Source organism: Polyangium mundeleinium, from assembly GCF_028369105.1.
GTDB lineage: Bacteria > Myxococcota_A > Polyangia > Polyangiales > Polyangiaceae > Polyangium > Polyangium mundeleinium.
The window spans coordinates 12,466,104-12,483,836 of the sequence record NZ_JAQNDO010000001.1 but is presented as its reverse complement, the minus strand read 5'-3'; the positions used below and the strand labels follow the sequence as shown (position 1 = coordinate 12,483,836).

Annotated in this window: 15 protein-coding genes; 4 read left to right on the top strand and 11 right to left on the bottom strand. The window is 68.3% G+C overall.

The genetic code is table 11. The features are described from left to right. The first annotated feature begins 227 nt into the window (after positions 1-227). Both POL67_RS49445 and POL67_RS49440 read left to right on the top strand, forming a co-directional pair. Positions 228-2,612: a hypothetical protein gene (locus POL67_RS49445; RefSeq protein ID WP_271929328.1), complete on the top strand. Its 2,385-nt coding sequence runs from the start codon at positions 228-230 to the stop codon at positions 2,610-2,612. Positions 2,613-2,701: 89 nt separating this feature from the next. Then, positions 2,702-3,397 (top strand): response regulator transcription factor, encoded by a 696-nt coding sequence (locus POL67_RS49440; RefSeq protein ID WP_136927041.1) that lies wholly within the window; start codon positions 2,702-2,704, stop codon positions 3,395-3,397. A 2-nt stretch (positions 3,398-3,399) separates the two neighbouring features. On the opposite strand, the gene POL67_RS49435 is transcribed toward POL67_RS49440, so the two are convergent. Next, the gene (locus POL67_RS49435; RefSeq protein WP_271929326.1) at positions 3,400-4,203 is read right to left on the bottom strand and encodes a hypothetical protein; all 804 of its coding nucleotides are present in this window, start codon (positions 4,201-4,203) and stop codon (positions 3,400-3,402) included. Positions 4,204-4,358: 155 nt separating this feature from the next. Here POL67_RS49435 and POL67_RS49430 point away from each other — a divergent pair, with 155 nt between their 5' ends. Together POL67_RS49430 and POL67_RS49425 are read left to right on the top strand one after the other, a co-directional pair. Then, a complete protein-coding gene (locus POL67_RS49430) occupies positions 4,359-5,051 on the top strand; it encodes a hypothetical protein (RefSeq protein ID WP_271929323.1) in 693 nt (230 codons plus the stop codon). Then, the gene (locus tag POL67_RS49425; protein WP_271929321.1) at positions 5,048-5,875 is read left to right on the top strand and encodes a class I SAM-dependent methyltransferase; all 828 of its coding nucleotides are present in this window, start codon (positions 5,048-5,050) and stop codon (positions 5,873-5,875) included. The genes POL67_RS49430 and POL67_RS49425 overlap by 4 nt, the downstream gene beginning before the upstream one ends. Before the next feature lie 8 nt (positions 5,876-5,883). On the opposite strand, the gene POL67_RS49420 is transcribed toward POL67_RS49425, so the two are convergent. From POL67_RS49420 to POL67_RS49375, 10 genes are all read right to left on the bottom strand, one after another. Beyond that, entirely contained in the window at positions 5,884-7,284 is a 1,401-nt protein-coding gene (locus POL67_RS49420) for a COG3014 family protein (RefSeq protein ID WP_271929318.1), read from the bottom strand. Between the two features lies 1 nt (position 7,285). Next, entirely contained in the window at positions 7,286-7,909 is a 624-nt protein-coding gene (locus tag POL67_RS49415; protein WP_271929316.1) for an LpoB-related protein, read from the bottom strand. A 15-nt stretch (positions 7,910-7,924) separates the two neighbouring features. Beyond that, the gene (gene leuS, locus POL67_RS49410; protein ID WP_271929315.1) at positions 7,925-10,456 is read right to left on the bottom strand and encodes a leucine--tRNA ligase; all 2,532 of its coding nucleotides are present in this window, start codon (positions 10,454-10,456) and stop codon (positions 7,925-7,927) included. A 124-nt stretch (positions 10,457-10,580) separates the two neighbouring features. Continuing rightward, a complete protein-coding gene (locus POL67_RS49405) occupies positions 10,581-12,017 on the bottom strand; it encodes a TolB-like translocation protein (protein WP_271929313.1) in 1,437 nt (478 codons plus the stop codon). Beyond that, on the bottom strand, positions 12,014-12,628 hold the full coding sequence (locus tag POL67_RS49400; RefSeq protein ID WP_271929312.1) for a 3-hydroxyacyl-ACP dehydratase FabZ family protein: 615 nt from the start codon (positions 12,626-12,628) through the stop codon (positions 12,014-12,016). Before POL67_RS49400 ends, POL67_RS49405 begins: the two co-directional genes overlap by 4 nt. Beyond that, positions 12,625-13,581: an ACP S-malonyltransferase gene (locus POL67_RS49395; protein WP_271929310.1), complete on the bottom strand. Its 957-nt coding sequence runs from the start codon at positions 13,579-13,581 to the stop codon at positions 12,625-12,627. The genes POL67_RS49400 and POL67_RS49395 overlap by 4 nt, the downstream gene beginning before the upstream one ends. 2 nt (positions 13,582-13,583) lie before the next feature. Further along, positions 13,584-14,333, bottom strand: a complete 750-nt coding sequence (fabG, locus tag POL67_RS49390) for a 3-oxoacyl-ACP reductase FabG (RefSeq protein WP_271929308.1) — start codon at positions 14,331-14,333, stop codon at positions 13,584-13,586. Further along, positions 14,330-15,373: a glycine cleavage T C-terminal barrel domain-containing protein gene (locus POL67_RS49385; RefSeq protein ID WP_271929305.1), complete on the bottom strand. Its 1,044-nt coding sequence runs from the start codon at positions 15,371-15,373 to the stop codon at positions 14,330-14,332. The genes fabG and POL67_RS49385 overlap by 4 nt, the downstream gene beginning before the upstream one ends. Further along, complete coding sequence (locus POL67_RS49380; protein WP_271929303.1) at positions 15,366-15,668, bottom strand: acyl carrier protein; 303 nt, start codon at positions 15,666-15,668, stop codon at positions 15,366-15,368. The genes POL67_RS49385 and POL67_RS49380 overlap by 8 nt, the downstream gene beginning before the upstream one ends. Beyond that, a complete protein-coding gene (locus POL67_RS49375; RefSeq protein WP_271929301.1) occupies positions 15,665-17,725 on the bottom strand; it encodes a beta-ketoacyl-[acyl-carrier-protein] synthase family protein in 2,061 nt (686 codons plus the stop codon). Before POL67_RS49375 ends, POL67_RS49380 begins: the two co-directional genes overlap by 4 nt. Between the last annotated feature and the right edge of the window lie 8 nt (positions 17,726-17,733).

The following is a 17,733-nucleotide window of genomic DNA, read 5'->3' as shown; positions in this document are numbered from 1 at the left end:
AGGACGAAGGCTCGGTCCGGCACGCCTGTTGCGTGGCCCATCCTTTGATCGCGGGCTTTTCTGCAATTGGGCGGTTCCCAGGCCGGATCTCGAATTGACAGCCTTCCCGGGAGGTCCCTAGCATCGAGGCCATCGATCACGGACGGGCCTGGCAGCATGGGACTCGTTCGTCGCGGCAACTCCGTTTCTGGGACGAGCCCAGCGTAAGGTCGGCTAAGGAGCTCAGCATGAAAGGCTTACAGCGTCAGAAAAGCTTCCTGGGGAAGCGCGCGGCCAAGGCGGCCCTCTCGATGGTCGTAGCCACCACGGCGGCTGGCGCCGCAGGCTGCCTCGATCGGCCCGTCGAGACCGTCGAGCCCCGTATCACGGCGACGATCGTCGAGCGGCTCACCCAGAGCTCGGTCGACAAGATCGACATCCTGCTCGCCATCGACAACTCGCGCTCGATGGCCGACAAGCAGAACATCCTCGCGGCCGCGGTGCCCGACCTCGTGACGGGCCTCGTGAATCCGCGCTGCATCAACGAAGACGGCGTTCCTGCGATGGTGCAGCCGGGCTACCCGACCGATGACTGCCCGGCCGGCACGAAGCGCGAGTTCCAGCCGGTGCTCGACATCCACATCGGCGTCACCAGCTCCAGCATCGGCGGCCACGGCGCGGACTCCTGCCCGAACTCCGACGCGAACAGCAAGGAGTGCTCGCCGCAGCCGAACACGACGAACAACGACAAGGGTCACCTGCTCTCGCGCCTCGATCAGTGCGGCGGCGCGTCGGTCGACACCTATCCGTACGGCTCGGGCAGCACGGACAAGGGCTTCCTCGGCTGGGATCCGGAGCAGAAGCTCTCGCCGCCCGGCGAGAAGGACATCCCGAACCTGCAGGCGAACCTGCGCGACATGGTCATCGGCACGGGCCAGATCGGCTGCGGATACGAGTCCCAGCTCGAGAGCATCTACCGCTTCCTCGCGGACCCCGAGCCCTACGAGACGATCTCCGTCGTCAACAACCGCGCGACGCCCGACGGCACGGACACCATCCTCCTGCAGCAGCGCGCCGAGTTCATGCGGCCCGACTCGTTGCTCGCGATCATCATGCTCACCGACGAGAACGATTGCTCCATCAAGGAGTACGGCCAGTTCTACTACGTCGGCCAGCTCCGCATCGGCGCGACGAACGTCCGCATGCCGCGCGCGCGCCAGGAGTGCGCCACGAATCCGGATGACCCGTGCTGCAAGTCGTGCGGCCAGGATCCGGGGAGCTGCCCCGCCGATGCGAGCTGCACGAACCCGCAGGGCGGCCAGGCGCTGCTCAACGTCGACGAAGACGACATCAACCTGCGCTGCTGGGATCAGAAGCGCCGCTTCGGCATCGACTTCCTCTACCCGACGGACCGCTACGTCCAGGCGTTCTCGGCCGCGGAGATCCAGAACCGCGCGGGTGAGCTCGTCCCGAACCCGATCTTCTCGGACCTGAACCCCCAGGACAACATCACGAACATCCGCGACGCCGGCCTCGTGTTCTTCGCCGGCATCGTCGGCGTGCCCTGGCAGGACATCGCCCGCGACAAGACCGACCTGTCGAAGGGCTTCAAGAGCGCGGACGAGATGGTCGCGCCGATCGACGCGAGCGGCTTCTCGACCTGGGACGTCATCCTCGGCAGCGCGAAGACGCCGGAGGGCAAGCCCCTCGATCCGCTCATGATCGAGTCGGTCCAGAAGCGCACGGGTACGAACCCGATCACGGGCGACGTGCTCGTCGACGCCTCGACGCCGAACGCGAACCCGCTGAACGGCCACGAATGGACGATCGCGAACGACGACCTCCAGTACGCGTGCGTCTTCCCGTTGCCCGTTGCGGATCAGCGCGACTGCACGAACACGAACCTCACGGCCTGCGACTGCTTCGAGGTGGGCAACGACAACCCGCTCTGCCAGCAGGACCCGAACCACAACAACCAACCGACGCTCCAGGTCCGCGCAAAGGCGTACCCCGGCGTCCGCCCGCTCGAGGTCATGCGTGATCTCGGCAATCAGGGCATCGTCGCCTCCGTGTGCCCCTCGAAGATCGAGGCCGCTGACTTCGACAAGCCGGACTTCGGGTATCGCCCGGCCATCGGCTCGATCATCGACCGCCTGAAGAACGCGCTCAAGGGCCAGTGCCTGCCCCGCACGCTCACGCCCGGCCCCAACGGCGACATCCCGTGCCTCATCCTCGAGGCGCGCAACACGCAGGGCGCCGGCTGCGTCTGCGATCCGCTCAAGGCACGCGCCGATATCCCGGCCGAGGGCCCGAAGGCGAAGGCGGTTCAGCTCGCGAAGGAGGATCCGGCGGCGGCAAAGGCTGGCTGGGACTGCTTCTGCGAGATCACGCAGGCGAAGGACGCGGAGCGTACGGCCTGCCAGGACGACTCGAGCGAAGAGCCGCAGATCGGCGGCCAGGCGGTCAACGGCTGGTGCTACGTCGACGGCACGACCACGCCGCCGACCGGCAACGTCGAGATCGTCAAGGACTGCCCGGCGAACGAGCAGCGCATCATCCGCTTCGTCGGCGCGGGCGAGGCGCAGCCGGGTGCGACGCTGTTCATCACCTGCTCGGGTGACACCGGCGGCTGAGCTCGACTGTAGCTGACTGCCTGAGATAGGAACGTGACGAGGCCCGGCATCGGGCCTCGTCGCGTTTTGTGGTAAGACGGCGCCCTGAGGTGACGTCGAAAAAGAAGATCCTGATCATCGAGGACGAGCCCCACATCGTCCTCGGCCTGACCGACGCGCTCGAGTTCGAGGGGTTCTCCGTCGTCTCGGCGGGCACGGGCAACGCGGGCGTGCAGCTCGCGCGGCAGGAGAAGCCACAGGCGATCCTGCTCGACCTGATGCTCCCCGACACGAACGGGTTCAAGGTCTGCGAGGAGCTGCGTCGCTGGGATGCGTTCATCCCGATCATCATCCTGACGGCGCGCGGCCAGGAGCTCGACAAGATCCGCGGCCTCGACGCGGGCGCCGACGACTACGTCACGAAGCCCTTCAGCGTGGGCGAGCTCATCGCTCGCATGCGCGCCATCTTCCGGCGCACCACGCGCGGGCCCGGCGATCCGACGCCCGAGGTCTTCACGATCGGGCAGGCCAAGATCAACATGACGACCCACACGGTCGCGCGCGGCTCGAAGTCGAGCCCGCTCTCGTTCTACGAGGTCGAGCTCCTGCGCCTGCTCTACGAGCGCGTCGGCCAGCCCGTCTCGCGCGAGGAGATCCTGCAGAAGGTGTGGGGCGTCGAGGGGTCCCCCACGAACCGCACCGTCGACAACTTCATCGTCAAGCTGCGCAAGAAGGTCGAGAAGTCCCCGGACAAACCGCAGCACATCCTGACGGTGTACGGGCACGGCTACAAGCTGGCGCCCTGAGATCAGCGCAGGGGCAAGGCGTTGCGCACGTCGATCGGGACGCTGACGATGTCTTGCCGGAGCCGCGCGGCGTCGAGGCCGCCGAGGCTCGTGCCTTCGCGGAGCTGGCGCGCTTCGAGGTAGAGGCCGGGGCGGCCGCGGAAGGCGCTGTCGCCGACGAAGCCGATCTCGTCGCCCGCTTCGAGCGGCGCGCCAACGACCGCGCGTTCGCTTGGCCGATCGAGGTTTCCGTGTACGAGCAAGAGCTGCCGCAGCCGGCCCCCGTCGCGCACGAGGTGCGCCGTGACGACCGTCGCGCCGAGCATATCCCCGACAAACGCGACCTCCGCCGGCCCCTCCTGCCCTTCGAGCGACAGCGACACGACCGCATCTCCGCTCGACGCATCGAGCAGCACGGCGCCGGGGCCGGGCGAAACGTCTCCCGCTTCGAGCGAGAGGTCGAACGGTCGATCGAGCCCCGCGAGCACCGACGGCGCTGCCTCGGCCGTCAGCGGGAAGCGATAGGCCGCGACCGCGACGGGCCGCTCCGGCCGGCGCGGGACGAGCGTGCTCCGCTCCGCCGCGGTCGTGGTGTCCTCCGGGAGCTCTTCGCGCCCGTCCGGCTGCGGCGCCCGACCCGGCGGGGGCAGGGGGATGCACACGTCACCCTCGGGCAACGTGCGCGGGCCACACGACGCGGCCACGCCCGGGGCGACCGGGGAGGGCGCTTTCGCGGGCTCGGGCGCCTTCGCCCGGGGGGTTTTCCCGAGCGCGCCGAGGGCCGCGAGCAGGGCGGCGAAGGCGGCGGCCCGGACGAGCGGCTGCATCGCCCTTCGGTATAGCCCAGGCCGAAGCGCCGTTCGAGCGGAGGACCGCGCCGCCGTCGGGGACGGGGCCCTACGAACGTTCAGGGGGGCCCTGCCGCGCGTCCATGGGCGCCGCGGCTTGCGTCGGCACGAGGCTGTTGATAGCTCCTGTCTTCGTGCAAGACCGCTCCTCGATCGAAAAGTCTCTGAACGCGCTCTTCGACGCCGAGCGCACCGTTCGCCGCGTGCATGACGAGCTCGCCGACAAAACCGAAGGTGTGCTCCTCGACGTGCTCACCGATGCGATCGCGGTCGCCCTCAAGGAGAGCGACGAAGACGAGTCCGCGCTGCGGCTCGTACGGATCGCGGCGCTGCTCGGCGAGCTCCAGGGACCGCGGGTCGTCGATGCGATGATCGACGTCCTTTCGTCCGAGCACCCGGAGGCGCGTCGCGCAGCGGGCGAGCAGCTCGAGGAGCTCAGCTTCGAGCGGTTCAAGGAGGTCGCGCTGGGCGTCGAACGCGCGCTGCGGCGTCTGCCCGTCGGCTCGCCCGCGTTGCCTGAGCTCCCGTACATCCTCGCCGAGGTCCCCGAGCCCGGCGTCCCCAAGGTGATCGGCCAGTTCTTGAAGCACGGCGACGCCGACGCGGTTGCGGCTGCGATCGAGGCGCTCGTGCAGATCGGCGACCCGGCATCGGCCCGGCTCATCGAGCCGCTCGTCGACGACACGCGCACGGTCGAGCTCGAAGAGGACGGCTCGGACGCGACGACCGAGGTCACGATCGGCGAGCTCGCCGAGGAAGCGCTCGAGATGCTCGAAGCCGTTGGTGGTGAGGACGAAGAAAACGGCGGGAACGGGAGAGCTTCGTGAGTCTCGGGACCCCGCTCACGGGGGCGGAGGCGGCGGTCTTCGATACGTCGGTCATCCCGCGATACCTCGCGAATTTCGGCACGGCCGCGGTGGAGATGGTGATCCCGTACTCCCCGGCGGCCGTGGCCGACATCGGCTGCCGCACGGGGTACGTCGAGCCGATGATCGCGGAGAAGCTGCCGGAAGCGAACATCGTCGGCGTCGATCCTTCGCCCGAGGCGCTCACGCTCGCGCGTGCGAAGGCGTCGGAGCTTTCGGGCGTGCACGTGAGCCTCGAACTCGCGACGGGCATGCCCTTGCCGCTGCCCGACGCGAGCTTCACGCACGGCTTGCTCGTGCATCCGGTCGTGAGCGCGCAGGCGCGGTATGCGCTGCTCGCCGAGCTCCGTCGCATCCTCGTCGTCGGCGGGCAGGGCCTCGTCGCGCTGCCCGTGCGCGGCTCGTTCCCTGAGATTTACGACATGTTGCGCGAGTACGCGTTGCGGCAGGACCTCGCGGATTTCGGCAAGGCCGTCGAGGTCGCGGCGGCGAGCCGCCCGACGATCGAGTCGCTCTCGGAGGAGCTCGAGAAGGTCGGGCTCGGCGAGGTCGACGTCGACGTGCAGCTCATCGGCGTCGCGTTCAACAGCGGCAAGGAGTTCCTGGAAGATCCGATCGCGCAGATGATCGTCTTCCCCGACATGCGCGCGCTGCTCGAAGCCGATCCGGGCGCCGTCGAGGCCGGCTTCCGCTACGTGAGCGACGCGATCACGAAGTACTGGTCCGAGGGCGCCTTCGAGCTGACGGTCAACATCGGCTGCGCGAGTGGGCGTCGCTTCGAGTAGTCCGCGAATCAGCGCAGCACGAAGAACGGCACGAGCGCCCAGCCGCCCGCGTCTACTTGGACGTCAAACGTTCTCCGCTGCCCGCGCACTTCGAGCGTGATCGCATGTTTCCCCGCAGGAACGCGCGTCCTTGCGATCGCGATTCGCGCCGGCAAGGTCGACCATGAGCGCGTGTCGGGCGTGTCGAGCGCCGACATCGTCAGGCTCGTGGCGAAGCCGAGCAGCATGCCCACGGCCTCCGCACTCCCATCGCGGCGCTGCCGATCGTCCTGCGCGGCGTTGATCCCCGCCGCCGTCGCGCCTGCCACGGCCACGCTCGCTGCCGTGCGCGCGAGCAGCCGCGTGATCGCTGCGAGCACGAGTGTCCCCTCGCGCTTGTGCCAGGCCGACCGCACCTCGCCTTCCACGTCGAGCGCCTGCTCCATCGGCAAGATCTCCTCGCCGAGCGACGCCTTCGGCACCTCGTACCCCCCGCGGCCCTGGCCCAGCGTGGGGTAGTTGATCCACGCGACCGCGCCCTGGAGCACGAGTGAATCGACCTCCCTGCGCTCCATCGGCGACAGCTCGTTCCCCACGATCTGCATCGCCATGCCGATCGGGATCCGCACCGGCGTCTTCGACGGCACCCGCCCGAAGCCCACGACGACCAGGAGCTCTGCCTCGCCCGTCTCCTCCACGGGCGGGAGCGGCTCCGCGCCCTCCACGAGCGCGTCGACGGCCTCGTGCGTCGTCTTCTGCCCGCGCGTCAGCGCGCGGAGTGGATCCCGCAGCGACTTGTACGGCGCGTATTCGAGCGCCTCGTCGTAGTGCAGGAGCGCCTCGTCGCGTTGCTTCGACTTCTCGTACGTAAAACCTGCGAGGTAACTCCCGAGCCCGAGCAGCGCGCCCTCGTCGTGCTGGCTCTCGATGTACTTCTGCATCACCGCGAGCCGCCGCGCCTCCACGCGCGCCCCGTTGAGGTCGTGCCGCGCGAGGTAGCTCAGCATGTTGAGCGTGTTCAGCAGGAGTTTTTCGTATGCAGGCGCCTTGTACGGCCCCGCGTCGTCCGAGAACACGTAGCGACCGAGGTCCGCCGCTTTGCTCGTCGAGAGGTCGAGCACCTCGATGGCCTGATCCGCGGCGCCGAAGTCACGCGAGGCGCGCTCGTACTTGCCCATCGCGAGGTGGATGCTGCCGCGGTCGAGCAGGAGCAGCGCCTCGTCGCGCGTGACGGGCGGGAGCTCGCCCGGCGACTTCACGCCGAGCTCGCGATCGAGCGCGGCGACCGCTTGATCCATCGAGCCGCGATCGAGCGCGATGAGCGAGTCGCGCACGCGCACCTCGTGCCCGGCGCAGCCCGCGTTCGCGAGTGCGCCGAGCGCGAACGTGATCACGCTGGCCGCGCGCCGGAGGCCGAGGAGCGGGCGCACGTCAATCCTGGTTGAGCAGGGCCTTCGTGAAGGCCGCCTTGTTTTGCCAGCGCACCGCGCTCGTCTCGGTCTCGATGACCTGCATGAACATGAAGTATTGCACGCGCCGCCCGCCGGCCGTGCGCTCGTCCGAGGTGTAGACCTTGCCGGTCATGTAGTACTTCGCGCCGAGCTGACGGCCGTACTGGGCCGCGTGGTTCGGATCGAACTGGCCGCCGTTCTGCCGCTCGACCTCGGCGATCATCTGGTTCTGCCGCTCGCGGCTCACGACCGTGACGAGCTGCGAGTTCACCATGAACGTCTCGGCGTCGGAGAGCACTGCCTGGAGCTGGCTGTCGACGTGCTGGCTCGTCTCGTTGAGCATCGGGAAGATCGCCAGCGTGGGCTTGTCGCCCGCGTCGGCCCAGGCCTTGGCGAGGGGCGAGGCCACGAGGTGCTTCATGTTCTCGTGGAGGAGCTGCTCCATGTCGCGCTTGTCGATGCCGGTGCTCATCGGCGGGTCGTCGAGCCCCTTGACCTCCGAGCCGCGGACGAACACGGGGTCGCTCGAGCAGCCGGCGGCGAGCGGCGCGAGCATGGCGAAGGCGAGGGCGGGGACGAGGGGAAGCAAGCGTGCAGTTTTCATGTGTGGATGGGACGCTCAGGCGACGACGAGATTCACGATCTTGCCGGGTACGTAGATAAACTTTTTCAACGTTTTGCCGGCCGTGAACGCCGAGACACCCTCGGCTGTGAGCGCGGCGTTACGGGCCTCGTCTTCGCTGGCCTTGACGGGCAGCGTCACGCGGCCGCGAACCTTGCCGTTCACCTGCACGGCCATCTCGATCACGTCGTCGACGCAGAGCGTCGGATCGAACGTGGGCCAGGCTTCGAGCGCGATCGAACGCTCGTTGCCCCACAGGCGCCAAACCTCCTCGGCCACGTGCGGCGCGAACGGCGAGACGCAGATCAAAAGACCCCGCGCTGCCTCCCGCGGCAGCTCCTTCAGTGCGCCGAGGTGGTTCAGGAGAACCATCATCGCCGAGATCGCCGTGTTGAACGAGAGCGTCTCGATGTCCTCCGTGACCTTCTTGATGGTCTTGTGGACGAGGCGCTTCGTGGCGTCATCGATGGTGTCGACCAGGGGCCGGCCCGTGAGGATCGAGAAGATGCGGTCGCGGAAGCGGACGACGCCCTGGATCTGCGCGGATTGCCAGGGTTTGACCGCTTCGAGCGGGCCCATGAACATCTCGTAGAGGCGCAGGCAATCGGCGCCGTAGGCCTTCACGATGTCGTCGGGGTTCACCACGTTGCCGCGCGATTTCGACATCTTCTCGCTGTCCTCGCCCAGGATGAGGCCCTGGTGGACGAGCTTCATGAACGGCTCGGGGTGTTTCACCTTGCCGATGTCGAACAGCACCTTGTGCCAAAAGCGCGCGTAGAGCAGGTGGAGCACGGCGTGCTCGCCGCCGCCGACGTAGAGGTCGACGGGCATCCAATCGTCATAGGCCTTCTGGCTCCACGCCTCGGTGTCGTTCTTCGGGTCGAGGAAACGCAGGTAGTACCAGCACGAGCCCGCCCATTGCGGCATCGTGTTCGTCTCGCGCGCGTACCACTGCCCGTCTTTCTGGAAGAACCTCCAATCGACCGCGCGGGCGAGCGGACCCTGCGGGTCGTCGCCGGGGCGGAAATCGACGAGGTTGGGCAGGCGCAGGGGCAGCTCGCTCTCGGCGACGGCGATGGGTTTGTCGTAGAGGATCACGTGCTCGTCGCCCTTGCGCGGGTCACCGGCCGGATCCTTCATCTCGACGGGGAAGTAGACCGGGATCGGCTCGCCCCAGTACCGCTGCCGGGAAAACACCCAGTCGCGCAGCTTGTACGTGACCTTCTGCGCGCCTTTGCCCAAGGTGACGAGCTCGTCCACGATGGCGCGCTTGCCATCGGTGGACTTGAGGCCGTCGAACTTGCCGCTCCGCACGAGGACGCCCGCGTCGACGTAGGCCGCGTCGAGCGAATCGTGGAGCTTTCCGTCGGGGCTCACGACCTCGATGATCGGCAGCTCGAACGCCTTGGCGAACGCGAAGTCGCGCTCGTCGTGGGCCGGGACGGCCATGACCGCGCCCGTGCCGTAGCTACCGATGACGTAGTCGGCGACCCAGATGGGCACGGCCACGCCGGTGATCGGGTGGATCGCCATCGCGCCCGTGGGGACGCCGGTCTTGGTCTTCACGACGGCGGTGCGTTCGAAGTCACTCTTGCGTGCAGTGGCCTCGACATACGCGCGCACGGCGTCGATGTTCTCGGCCGAGGTGACCTTCGAGACGAGCGCGTGCTCGGGCGCGAGCACGACGTACGTACACCCGAGCAGCGTGTCGGGGCGCGTCGTGAACACGTCGATCTTTGCGCCCTCGAACCCTTGGACGTCGAACGAAATGGTCGCGCCCTCGGATCGACCGATCCAGTTTCGCTGGGCGGTGACGGTGCCTTCGGGCCACTGGAGGAGGGCGAGATCCTCGGCGAGGCGGTCGGCGTAGGCGGTGATGCGGAGCATCCACTGGCGCAGCGGGGTGCGGACGACGGGGTGACCGCCGCGCTCGCTCTTGCCGTCGATGACCTCCTCGTTGGCGAGGACGGTGCCGAGGGCGGGGCACCAGTTGACGAGGACTTTGTCCTGATAGGCGAGGCCGCGTTCGAAGAGCTTGACGAAGATCCACTGGGTCCAGCGGACGTAGTTCTCGTCGATGGTGCCGAACTCGCGCTCCCAGTCGTAGCTGAAGCCGAGCATCTTGAGCTGGCGCCGGAACGTGTCGATGTTCTTGCGCGTGGTCTCGGCGGGGTGGGTGCCGGTCTGGATCGCGTACTGCTCGGCAGGCAAGCCGAAGGCGTCCCAGCCCATCGGATGCAGGACGTCGAACCCCTTCATGCGGCTGTAGCGGCAGAAGATGTCGGTCGCCGTGTAGCCCTCGGGGTGCCCGACGTGGAGGCCCGCGCCCGAGGGATAGGGGAACATGTCGAGCACGTACCGCTTGGGCCGACCTTCATGGCGAACGGCGCGGAAGACGCCGGTCTCCTCCCAGAAGCGCTGCCAGCGGGGCTCGGCCTCGGCGTGAACGTAACGAGCGGGCTCCTGCGCAGCCGCAGTGCCATCCGCAGGCGTGCTCGGCGAGGGCGTGTTCGCGGTGGGGGACGTCATGGCGAACGTACGATTAGCACCGACACGGCGCGTGTGTCAGCGGGTGGGCGAGGGGAGACGCGGCGCGCGAGAGAAGCGGGAAAGATCGCGTGGCGGTCGGGACGCACGGAAGCGCCGGACGGCCTCACCGCGTGGGGGCTGGCCGCCGCCTCGACAACACGAGCTCCGCCGCCACCCACCGTCGCAGAAGCTCCGCGTCTTCTGCCCGCGTAAACCGCGCTTCGAACCTCGGCTGGGTCATGGCCGCTGCCAGCTCCTCTGCGTCGAGCGGCCTCTTTTTCGCGCCGTCGATCACGATGAACAGCTTCCTCGCCGCCTTGTCGACCACGAGGCACGCCCAGCCCGGCCCTTGCTCCGCGTGAACGAGCGTCCCGGCGATCACGCTGTCGAACGACGTCGACGCACCATCCTGCACGACCCGCATTCGCTCGCCGTCATCCGCCAGATAGGCGTGATATCGGCCATCGGCGCTGAACGTCAGATCTCCCGCCCAGGCAAACGGCCTCTGCTCGTGCCCGTCGATCACCACGAATCGCGCGCCGCGGCTCGCGGCGACATAACCAAATTTCGTCCCATGCTGCGCGAATATCGGCCGATCCACCGCGTCATAGGCCGGGCCCTCTTCCCCATTCACGACGATGTGCCAACCGCGACCGCGCCGCGCCGCATACGCCAAGCGCTCCCCCTCGGCGCCGAAGACCAGGCTCCCGGGCGCGATTTCCTCGTACGGCGGGCCCTCCGCGGCGTCGAGGACGAGGACCTCTCCATCCGCCCGACGGCCCGCATAAGCTACATGCGCGCCGTCGGCGCTGAAGAGCACCTCCGAGATACGAGCATACGGCGCGGATTCGATTCCGTCGACCGTCACGCGCCATTGCCCGTTGCGCTTCGCCACGTAGGCATGACGCCCCCCGCGCGGCCCGAGCGCATGGTACGCGATCGCTTCCGCGGGCGCTGATTCACGCCCGTTCATCCAGAAAAACGCCTCCTCGCCGCGCCGCCCCACGTGCGCTGCCGCGGCCCCGTCCTCGCTGAATCGTAATGCGCCGATGCCGTCGTAGCGCGGCCCGGGGGCGCCGTCGACGACCGCGCGCACGGAGGCTCCGGTTTTCCCGACATAGGCGAAACGCCCGCCCTGCCCGAAGAGCATCGTGCCCTCCAGAATGGCATCGAAGGCGGGCCCGGGTTTCTCGTCCAGCACCACGAACCACACGCCTCTTCGCTGCGCCGCATAAGCCACGTGCGCGCCGTCGGGGCTCAGGACGACCTCGCCCACGCCGTCGAACGTCGGGCCTGCGCGCCCGTCCACCACGAGCGACCAGCCTTTTTCGTGGCGCGCGGGGTAGGCGAGGCGGCGGCCGTCCGCGCTCCAGACGAGCGATTCGATCCCGATGCCCAGATACGCGGCCCCGTCCACGCCATCGACGCGCACTCGCTGTTTGCCGGCGCTCTCCAGCACCTCGAGGTGATGGCTTCGATCGGGGCTGTGGCCTAGCCAAACCACCGAAGGCCCGCAGCCCGATGAAACGAGCAGGGCGAGCCCGAGGAAAACCGCCTTCATCCGAAGATCGGCGCTGGCAGCGGCGGGATGCTGCGCGTGCTGGTCATCACGCCCTTCGCCACCGTGCGCCCCTCCACACGTGCCTCGACCTCGTACCGCGCGAGGTTTTCCATGAGATGCGATTGCGAAACGATGTACTCGATCCGCTGCCCGGCGAAGACCGGCTGGAGCAGCTTCACGTCCACCGACGCGCTCATTCCGACGTGCAAATTGGAATGCGCCTTCAGCGACTCGATGAGCGCCGCCGAGACCTCGGGCTTGTATCCCGGTTGCAGGCGATATCCGAGCGCCAGGTTTTGCAGGGCCTCGATCACGTCGTTCGGATCGTGGCCCTTTGCTTCCCAGGCATCCTGGTATGCGGCGATGATGCCGAGGAGGTTACTGCTTTGGCCGAGCCCCTCGATTGTGTACACGCCGGGCCAGAGGTGCAGGCCCGGGAAATGGCCCTCGAACACGGGCTCGTTTGCGGACACGTGGCGCGCGGCGCGCAAGGTCGGTCGCGGCCCGCGCTCGTACGATTCGATCACGTCGACCATCGAGAAGGGGCGACGGTGCGGGATCAGGAGGTTGATGACGTCCGCGCCGAGGGACAAACGGGAGCTCGTTTTCATGAGAGGCTCCACCGCAGCGCGTCCACGGTGCGTTGCATGTCATTCGCGTTTTCGGTCGCGTGGACCCGCGCATGAGCATCGACGTTCGCACGGACGAGCGATCGCAAGACCGCGCCCGGAGCGATGGTCACGAAATCCGCGACGCCGCCGTCTTGGAGGGTCGCCATGACGTCGGTCCAGCGAACGGTATGGACGAGCTGGCCGGCGAGCAGGCGCGGGACGAGCGCCTCCGCCTCGGCGAGCTTTCCGGTGGCATTGAGCACCATGGGGACCTGCATGGTCCCCCGACGCGCGTGCGTAAGCGCCGCTTCCAGCTCGGGAACCGCATCTTTCATCGCCTTGCTGTGCCAGGGACCAGCAACCGGCAAGCGTCGCGCGCGGGACCAGAAATCGCCACTGGAAAACACAGCCATGGCTGCATTCACGGTACGCTCCATGCTGCGTATGGAATCCTCATCGCCGCTCACCACCAGTTCGCCAGGCGTATTCGATGCCGCCGTGTCGATTCCGATACGCGCGAGCGCGCGCTTGAGCGTCCCAGCCTCGAAGACGGAGAGTCCCGAGAATACGAACATGGTCCCCGGGTGCCGCTCTGCTTCCCGTGCCATCAACCGTCCGCGCAGCGCCGCGATCGCAATCGCATCCTCGGGCGTGAGGGCGCCTGTCGCTGCCCAGGCCGGGAGCTCTCCGAGCGAGTGACCTGCCACGACATCGGGCTTGATCCCCGCGGCGAGAAGCTCCGCGTGCACGAAGAGCGCGACCGCCGTGAGCACCGGTTGCTGAATGTCCGTGCGTTCGAGCGCGCGCCCGCCCTTCGCCAGGAGCTCGCTCGGCGCGATGTCGGCCGCCGCCGCTGCCCGTTCGAGCATTTCTTTCCCCCGCGGCTCGCTCTCCGCGAATTGCACGGCTGCGACGAGCCCCTTCGTGCCCTGCCCGGGAAACAGAAACGCCACCGTCACAACGTGAGTCCCCCATCCACCACGAGGGCCTGCCCGATCACGTACGATGCCTCGTCCGAGGCCAGAAACAAGACCGCCCGCGCGACCTCGTCGCCCGTCCCGAAGCGCCCGAGCGGAATCTGCGTACGCGCCTTCTCCGCGATCCGTTTGTCCAGGCGCTTCGCCATGCCCGTGCCGAGCAGCCCCGGCACCACGGCATTGACCCGGATCCCGCGTGGGGCGAGCTCGGCCGCGAGCGTGCGTGTGAACGCGAGGATCGCGCCCTTCGAGGCTGCGTAATTCGATTGCCCCGGGCTCGCATGTTGGCCCGCGACCGAGGCGACGTTGACGATCGCGCCACGCCGCTTCGCCATCATCGGTCGCACCACCGCGCGGCAGCCGTGGAAGGCGCCGCCCGCATTGACGCGCATCACCTCGTCCCAGCTCTCCTCGGCCATGAGCGGGAAGAGCTCGTCCGCCGCTACGCCGGCATTGTTCACGAGCACGTCGATCGCGCCCCGCGCGGCGAGCACCTGCTCCACGGCCGCGTTCATCGACGCCGCGCTCGCGACATCCATCACAAGCAATGCGCCGCGCCCGCCGGCCTCTTCAATCGAGCGGAGCGTCTCCTTCGCCTCGTCCTCGCGCGTCCGGTATCCGACGAAGACAAACGCCCCCTCGGCGCCGAATCCCGTCGCGATGCTCCGGCCGAGCCCGCGCGAGGCGCCGGTCACGATCACCGTGCTGTCGTCGAATCGAGCACTCATAACGGCAATACGAACGGCGGCATCTTGGATTCGTCCCGCGCCCGGTAGCTATGTCGCTGGGGGCTCACGTACAGGCTGCGGTTGTTGAGGAGCGGCGCCGAGAGGGTGCGGATCGGCCTGCGCTCGCCCGCGCTATGGGTCTCGTATCGAGTGACGCCAGCGTACGCATATGGCCGATCGAGGAGCAAGAGCGCCACCCATTCGCCGCGGATCACGGAAAAGCCGGACACGAGGACATGGCCGATCCGCTGATCGTCCAGAAAAATCTCGTCCCCTTCAGCCACGGGTGCCCCGGCGACGGCCCATACGACCCGCGCTTTCGCGCCCGCCTCGCGCCGCGCCCGCAGCGCGGCGGATCCCACGTATTCCTTGCGGTACGAGACGCGCCATTGCAGGCCGAGCTCCAGCGGCGAGAGGCCGGCGCGCCCTTCGCGGCGAATGTTGAAGAAGCCATTTTCGAGCCCACATTGATCCAGCGCCGCCAGGCTGGTGAGGGAGAGGTCGAACGCCGCCCCCTCCCGGAGGAGCGCCTCGCGCACGGTCTCGACTTCGCCCGTGGGAATCAGCAAATCATATCCATACTCGCCGGTCTTGCCCGACCGGAAAAACACGGCGTCGTCGGTGCGGTAAAACGCGAGATACGGAAGGCTCCCGACGTCCGGGCCAAACACGGTCGTGCAGAGCTCCCAGGCATAAGGGCCGTGCAACGAGAGGAGCGTCCCGTCGCATCGCTCGACCGTCGCCTCGACGCCCGAGGGAAAACGTTTGTCCAGGAACGCGACGAGCTCCTCGGGCGACGGCCCCTCGGCAAGCAAAAAGAACGATTCGTCGTCCCGGGCCACGTGAATGTCCGCGAACGGTCGGGCCTCCTCATCGAGCAAGAGGCTCGGGCGCATCTGGCCGTCTTGCAAGAAAAGATCGCAGGCGACGACGTGGTCGAGCGCCTCGTACGCGCCTTCGCCCTCGACGCGCAGGCACGTGACGTGATCACCCGCGGCGAGCGCCACGCTCGTGCGCAAAGCGCGGATTTCGTTATCCATCGACATCGTCCGTCCTCCCGTGGGCGAGGGCCAGGTCGACCAGCGTATTCACGGTGCGCATGGCAGGTCGCGACAAACCTTCGTGCGGCAGCTTCACGCCGAGCTCGGATTCCATGCTGACCAGGAGTTCGACCGCGTCCACCGAATCCAGACCGAGCCCCGTGCCGAAGAGCGGCGCGTCGGGGTCGATTTCGTCGGGCGCGCGGCTCACGTGCAGGCGCTCGACGAGGAGCGTGCGCACCTTGTCGAGGATACGCTCGCGATGCTGGATGTACCGGGCAAGCTCGGGGTTCATGTGGCTCCTTTTCGGCTGAAGACCACGGCGGCCGCGGCGGTGCCGCCCGGATCGGGGACCAGCACGTGCTCCCAGGTCCCTCGCAAAATCGAGGAGACGGCGAACGCGCAGGCGAACATCGCTGCGGCCCCCGGCGCGGGGCCGAGGATGGGCGCGACGTTCGGCGCCACGAAAACGGCGCTCGCGTCGAGCCCAGCCATTCCAATCGCGAAGCGCGTGGCCTCCTCGACGTCGCCTGGACCGGCGAGGCCGAATCCCGAGAGACGCACGGCTTTGGATGCATCCGGCGCCGGGCCCTTGCCGAGCACGAGGCACGCCGCCCCTTCCCCCTCGTGCGTATCGGATTCGAGGGAGACGCGCTCGTCGACGCCGGCCGCGAGGATCAGGTCGACATCGGACCGCGTCGAGAGGTGCAATGCGGCATAAATGAGCGCGACGAGGCCGCTGCCGTCGCCCGTGGTGAGCGTCGTGGTCGGGCCCTTGAGCGCGCAGAGCTTCGTGCACGTCCCCGCGGACGCATTGAGGACCATTCGCGTGAACGCCGTGGCCGAGAGGCGCACGAGGCCACGCTCGCGAATGCTGTCCCTGAACTCACGTTCGCTTTCGGTCGAGGCGCGTGTCGTGCCGACGAAGAGCCCCGCCCGATCACGTTTCGCGCCGCGCAGCGTGATCCCCGCGTCGGCGAGGGCGAGCGCCGCGGCGGCCGAGAGGTACCGCGAAGCAGGATCCATCCCGCGGCCGTCCGCCGTGGGAATGAGGCTCTCGATGCGGAATGCGGGCGCGCGGCGGCGGAGCGGGACGTTCGCGGTGAGCGCGGCCCCGAGCGCGTCGAGATCCATCCCATGCGGTCCCACGGCGGAGGCGCCGAGGACCATCAAGTCGGCAGGGGTTTTTCCGGCCGAAACGTGCTCCGCTTTGCCCACGATGACGGCGGCATTCGCGCCTCCGAATGCCGAGTTGTTGCAAAGCGCGCGCTCGACGCGGGCTACGCGGGGCCGGTCGGCGGCCACCGGATCGGGCGGAGAGCGCGGCCGCGCTTTGTCGTAATGCAAGGTGGGAGGAACCTTGCCCTGCGTCATGCCGCAGAGGGTCGCGATGAGCTCGAGCACGCCCGCCGCGCCTTGCGCGTGGCCGAGGAAGCTCTTCGTGGAGCTCACGGGCAAACGCGCCACGCGCTCGCCGAAGACCTGTTCGATCGCGCGGAACTCCGCGGCGTCGTTGGTCATCGTGCCCGTGCCATGCGCATTGAAGTAATCGATGCCGTCGGCCTCCATCCTCGCATCGAGCAGCGCGCCGCGCAGCGCCCGCGCGACGCCGGCGCCCGTGGGATCGGGCGTGGTGGGATGGTATGCGTCGGCCGAGAGGCCATACCCGAGTACCGTCGCGAGCACCCGCGCGCCGCGGGCGCGGGCCGCGTCGCCACGTTCGAGCACCAGAAAGCCCGCGCCCTCGCCCAGCGTGGTCCCCACGGGCTCGCTGAACGGCGCGCATTTCGAGAGGCAAAGCAGCCCGAGCGCGTGAAAACCGGCAAATATCTCCGGCGTCAGCTCGTCCGTGCCGCCGGCGAGGGCGAGGTCGCAGAGCCCCGCTTCGAGCAGATCCCGGCCGAGCCCGATCGCATTCGTCGAGGAGGAGCAGGCCGTCGAAAGGGTGAGCGTCGGGCCCTCGATGCCGAGGACGCGCGAGACCTCCGCGGCGACGCGGTGCAGGCCGTCTACGTGCATGCCGAGGCTCGTGCCGAGGATCAGGGCCACGCGGCGCCCCGCGACGCCGTCCGGTCCGATCTGCACTCCCGCATGCGCGAGGGCCTCGCGCGCGGCGGCTGTGGCGAATTCGACGCAACGATCACCGGTGCCCGTGCCGGGCACCATCCCGCCGAGCGATACGGAAAAACCTTCGGTCGAGAATCGCTCGATCGGGCGAATCCCGTCGCGGCCCTCCTCGATGGCGGACCACAAGGCGGACGTGCTTCCGCCGAGCGCGGAGACGGCGCCCATTCCCGTGATGGCAATCGGAAAGCCCGATTCCCGGGGTTCGGCGGTCGGTCGCGGGAGCATGCAGCGGG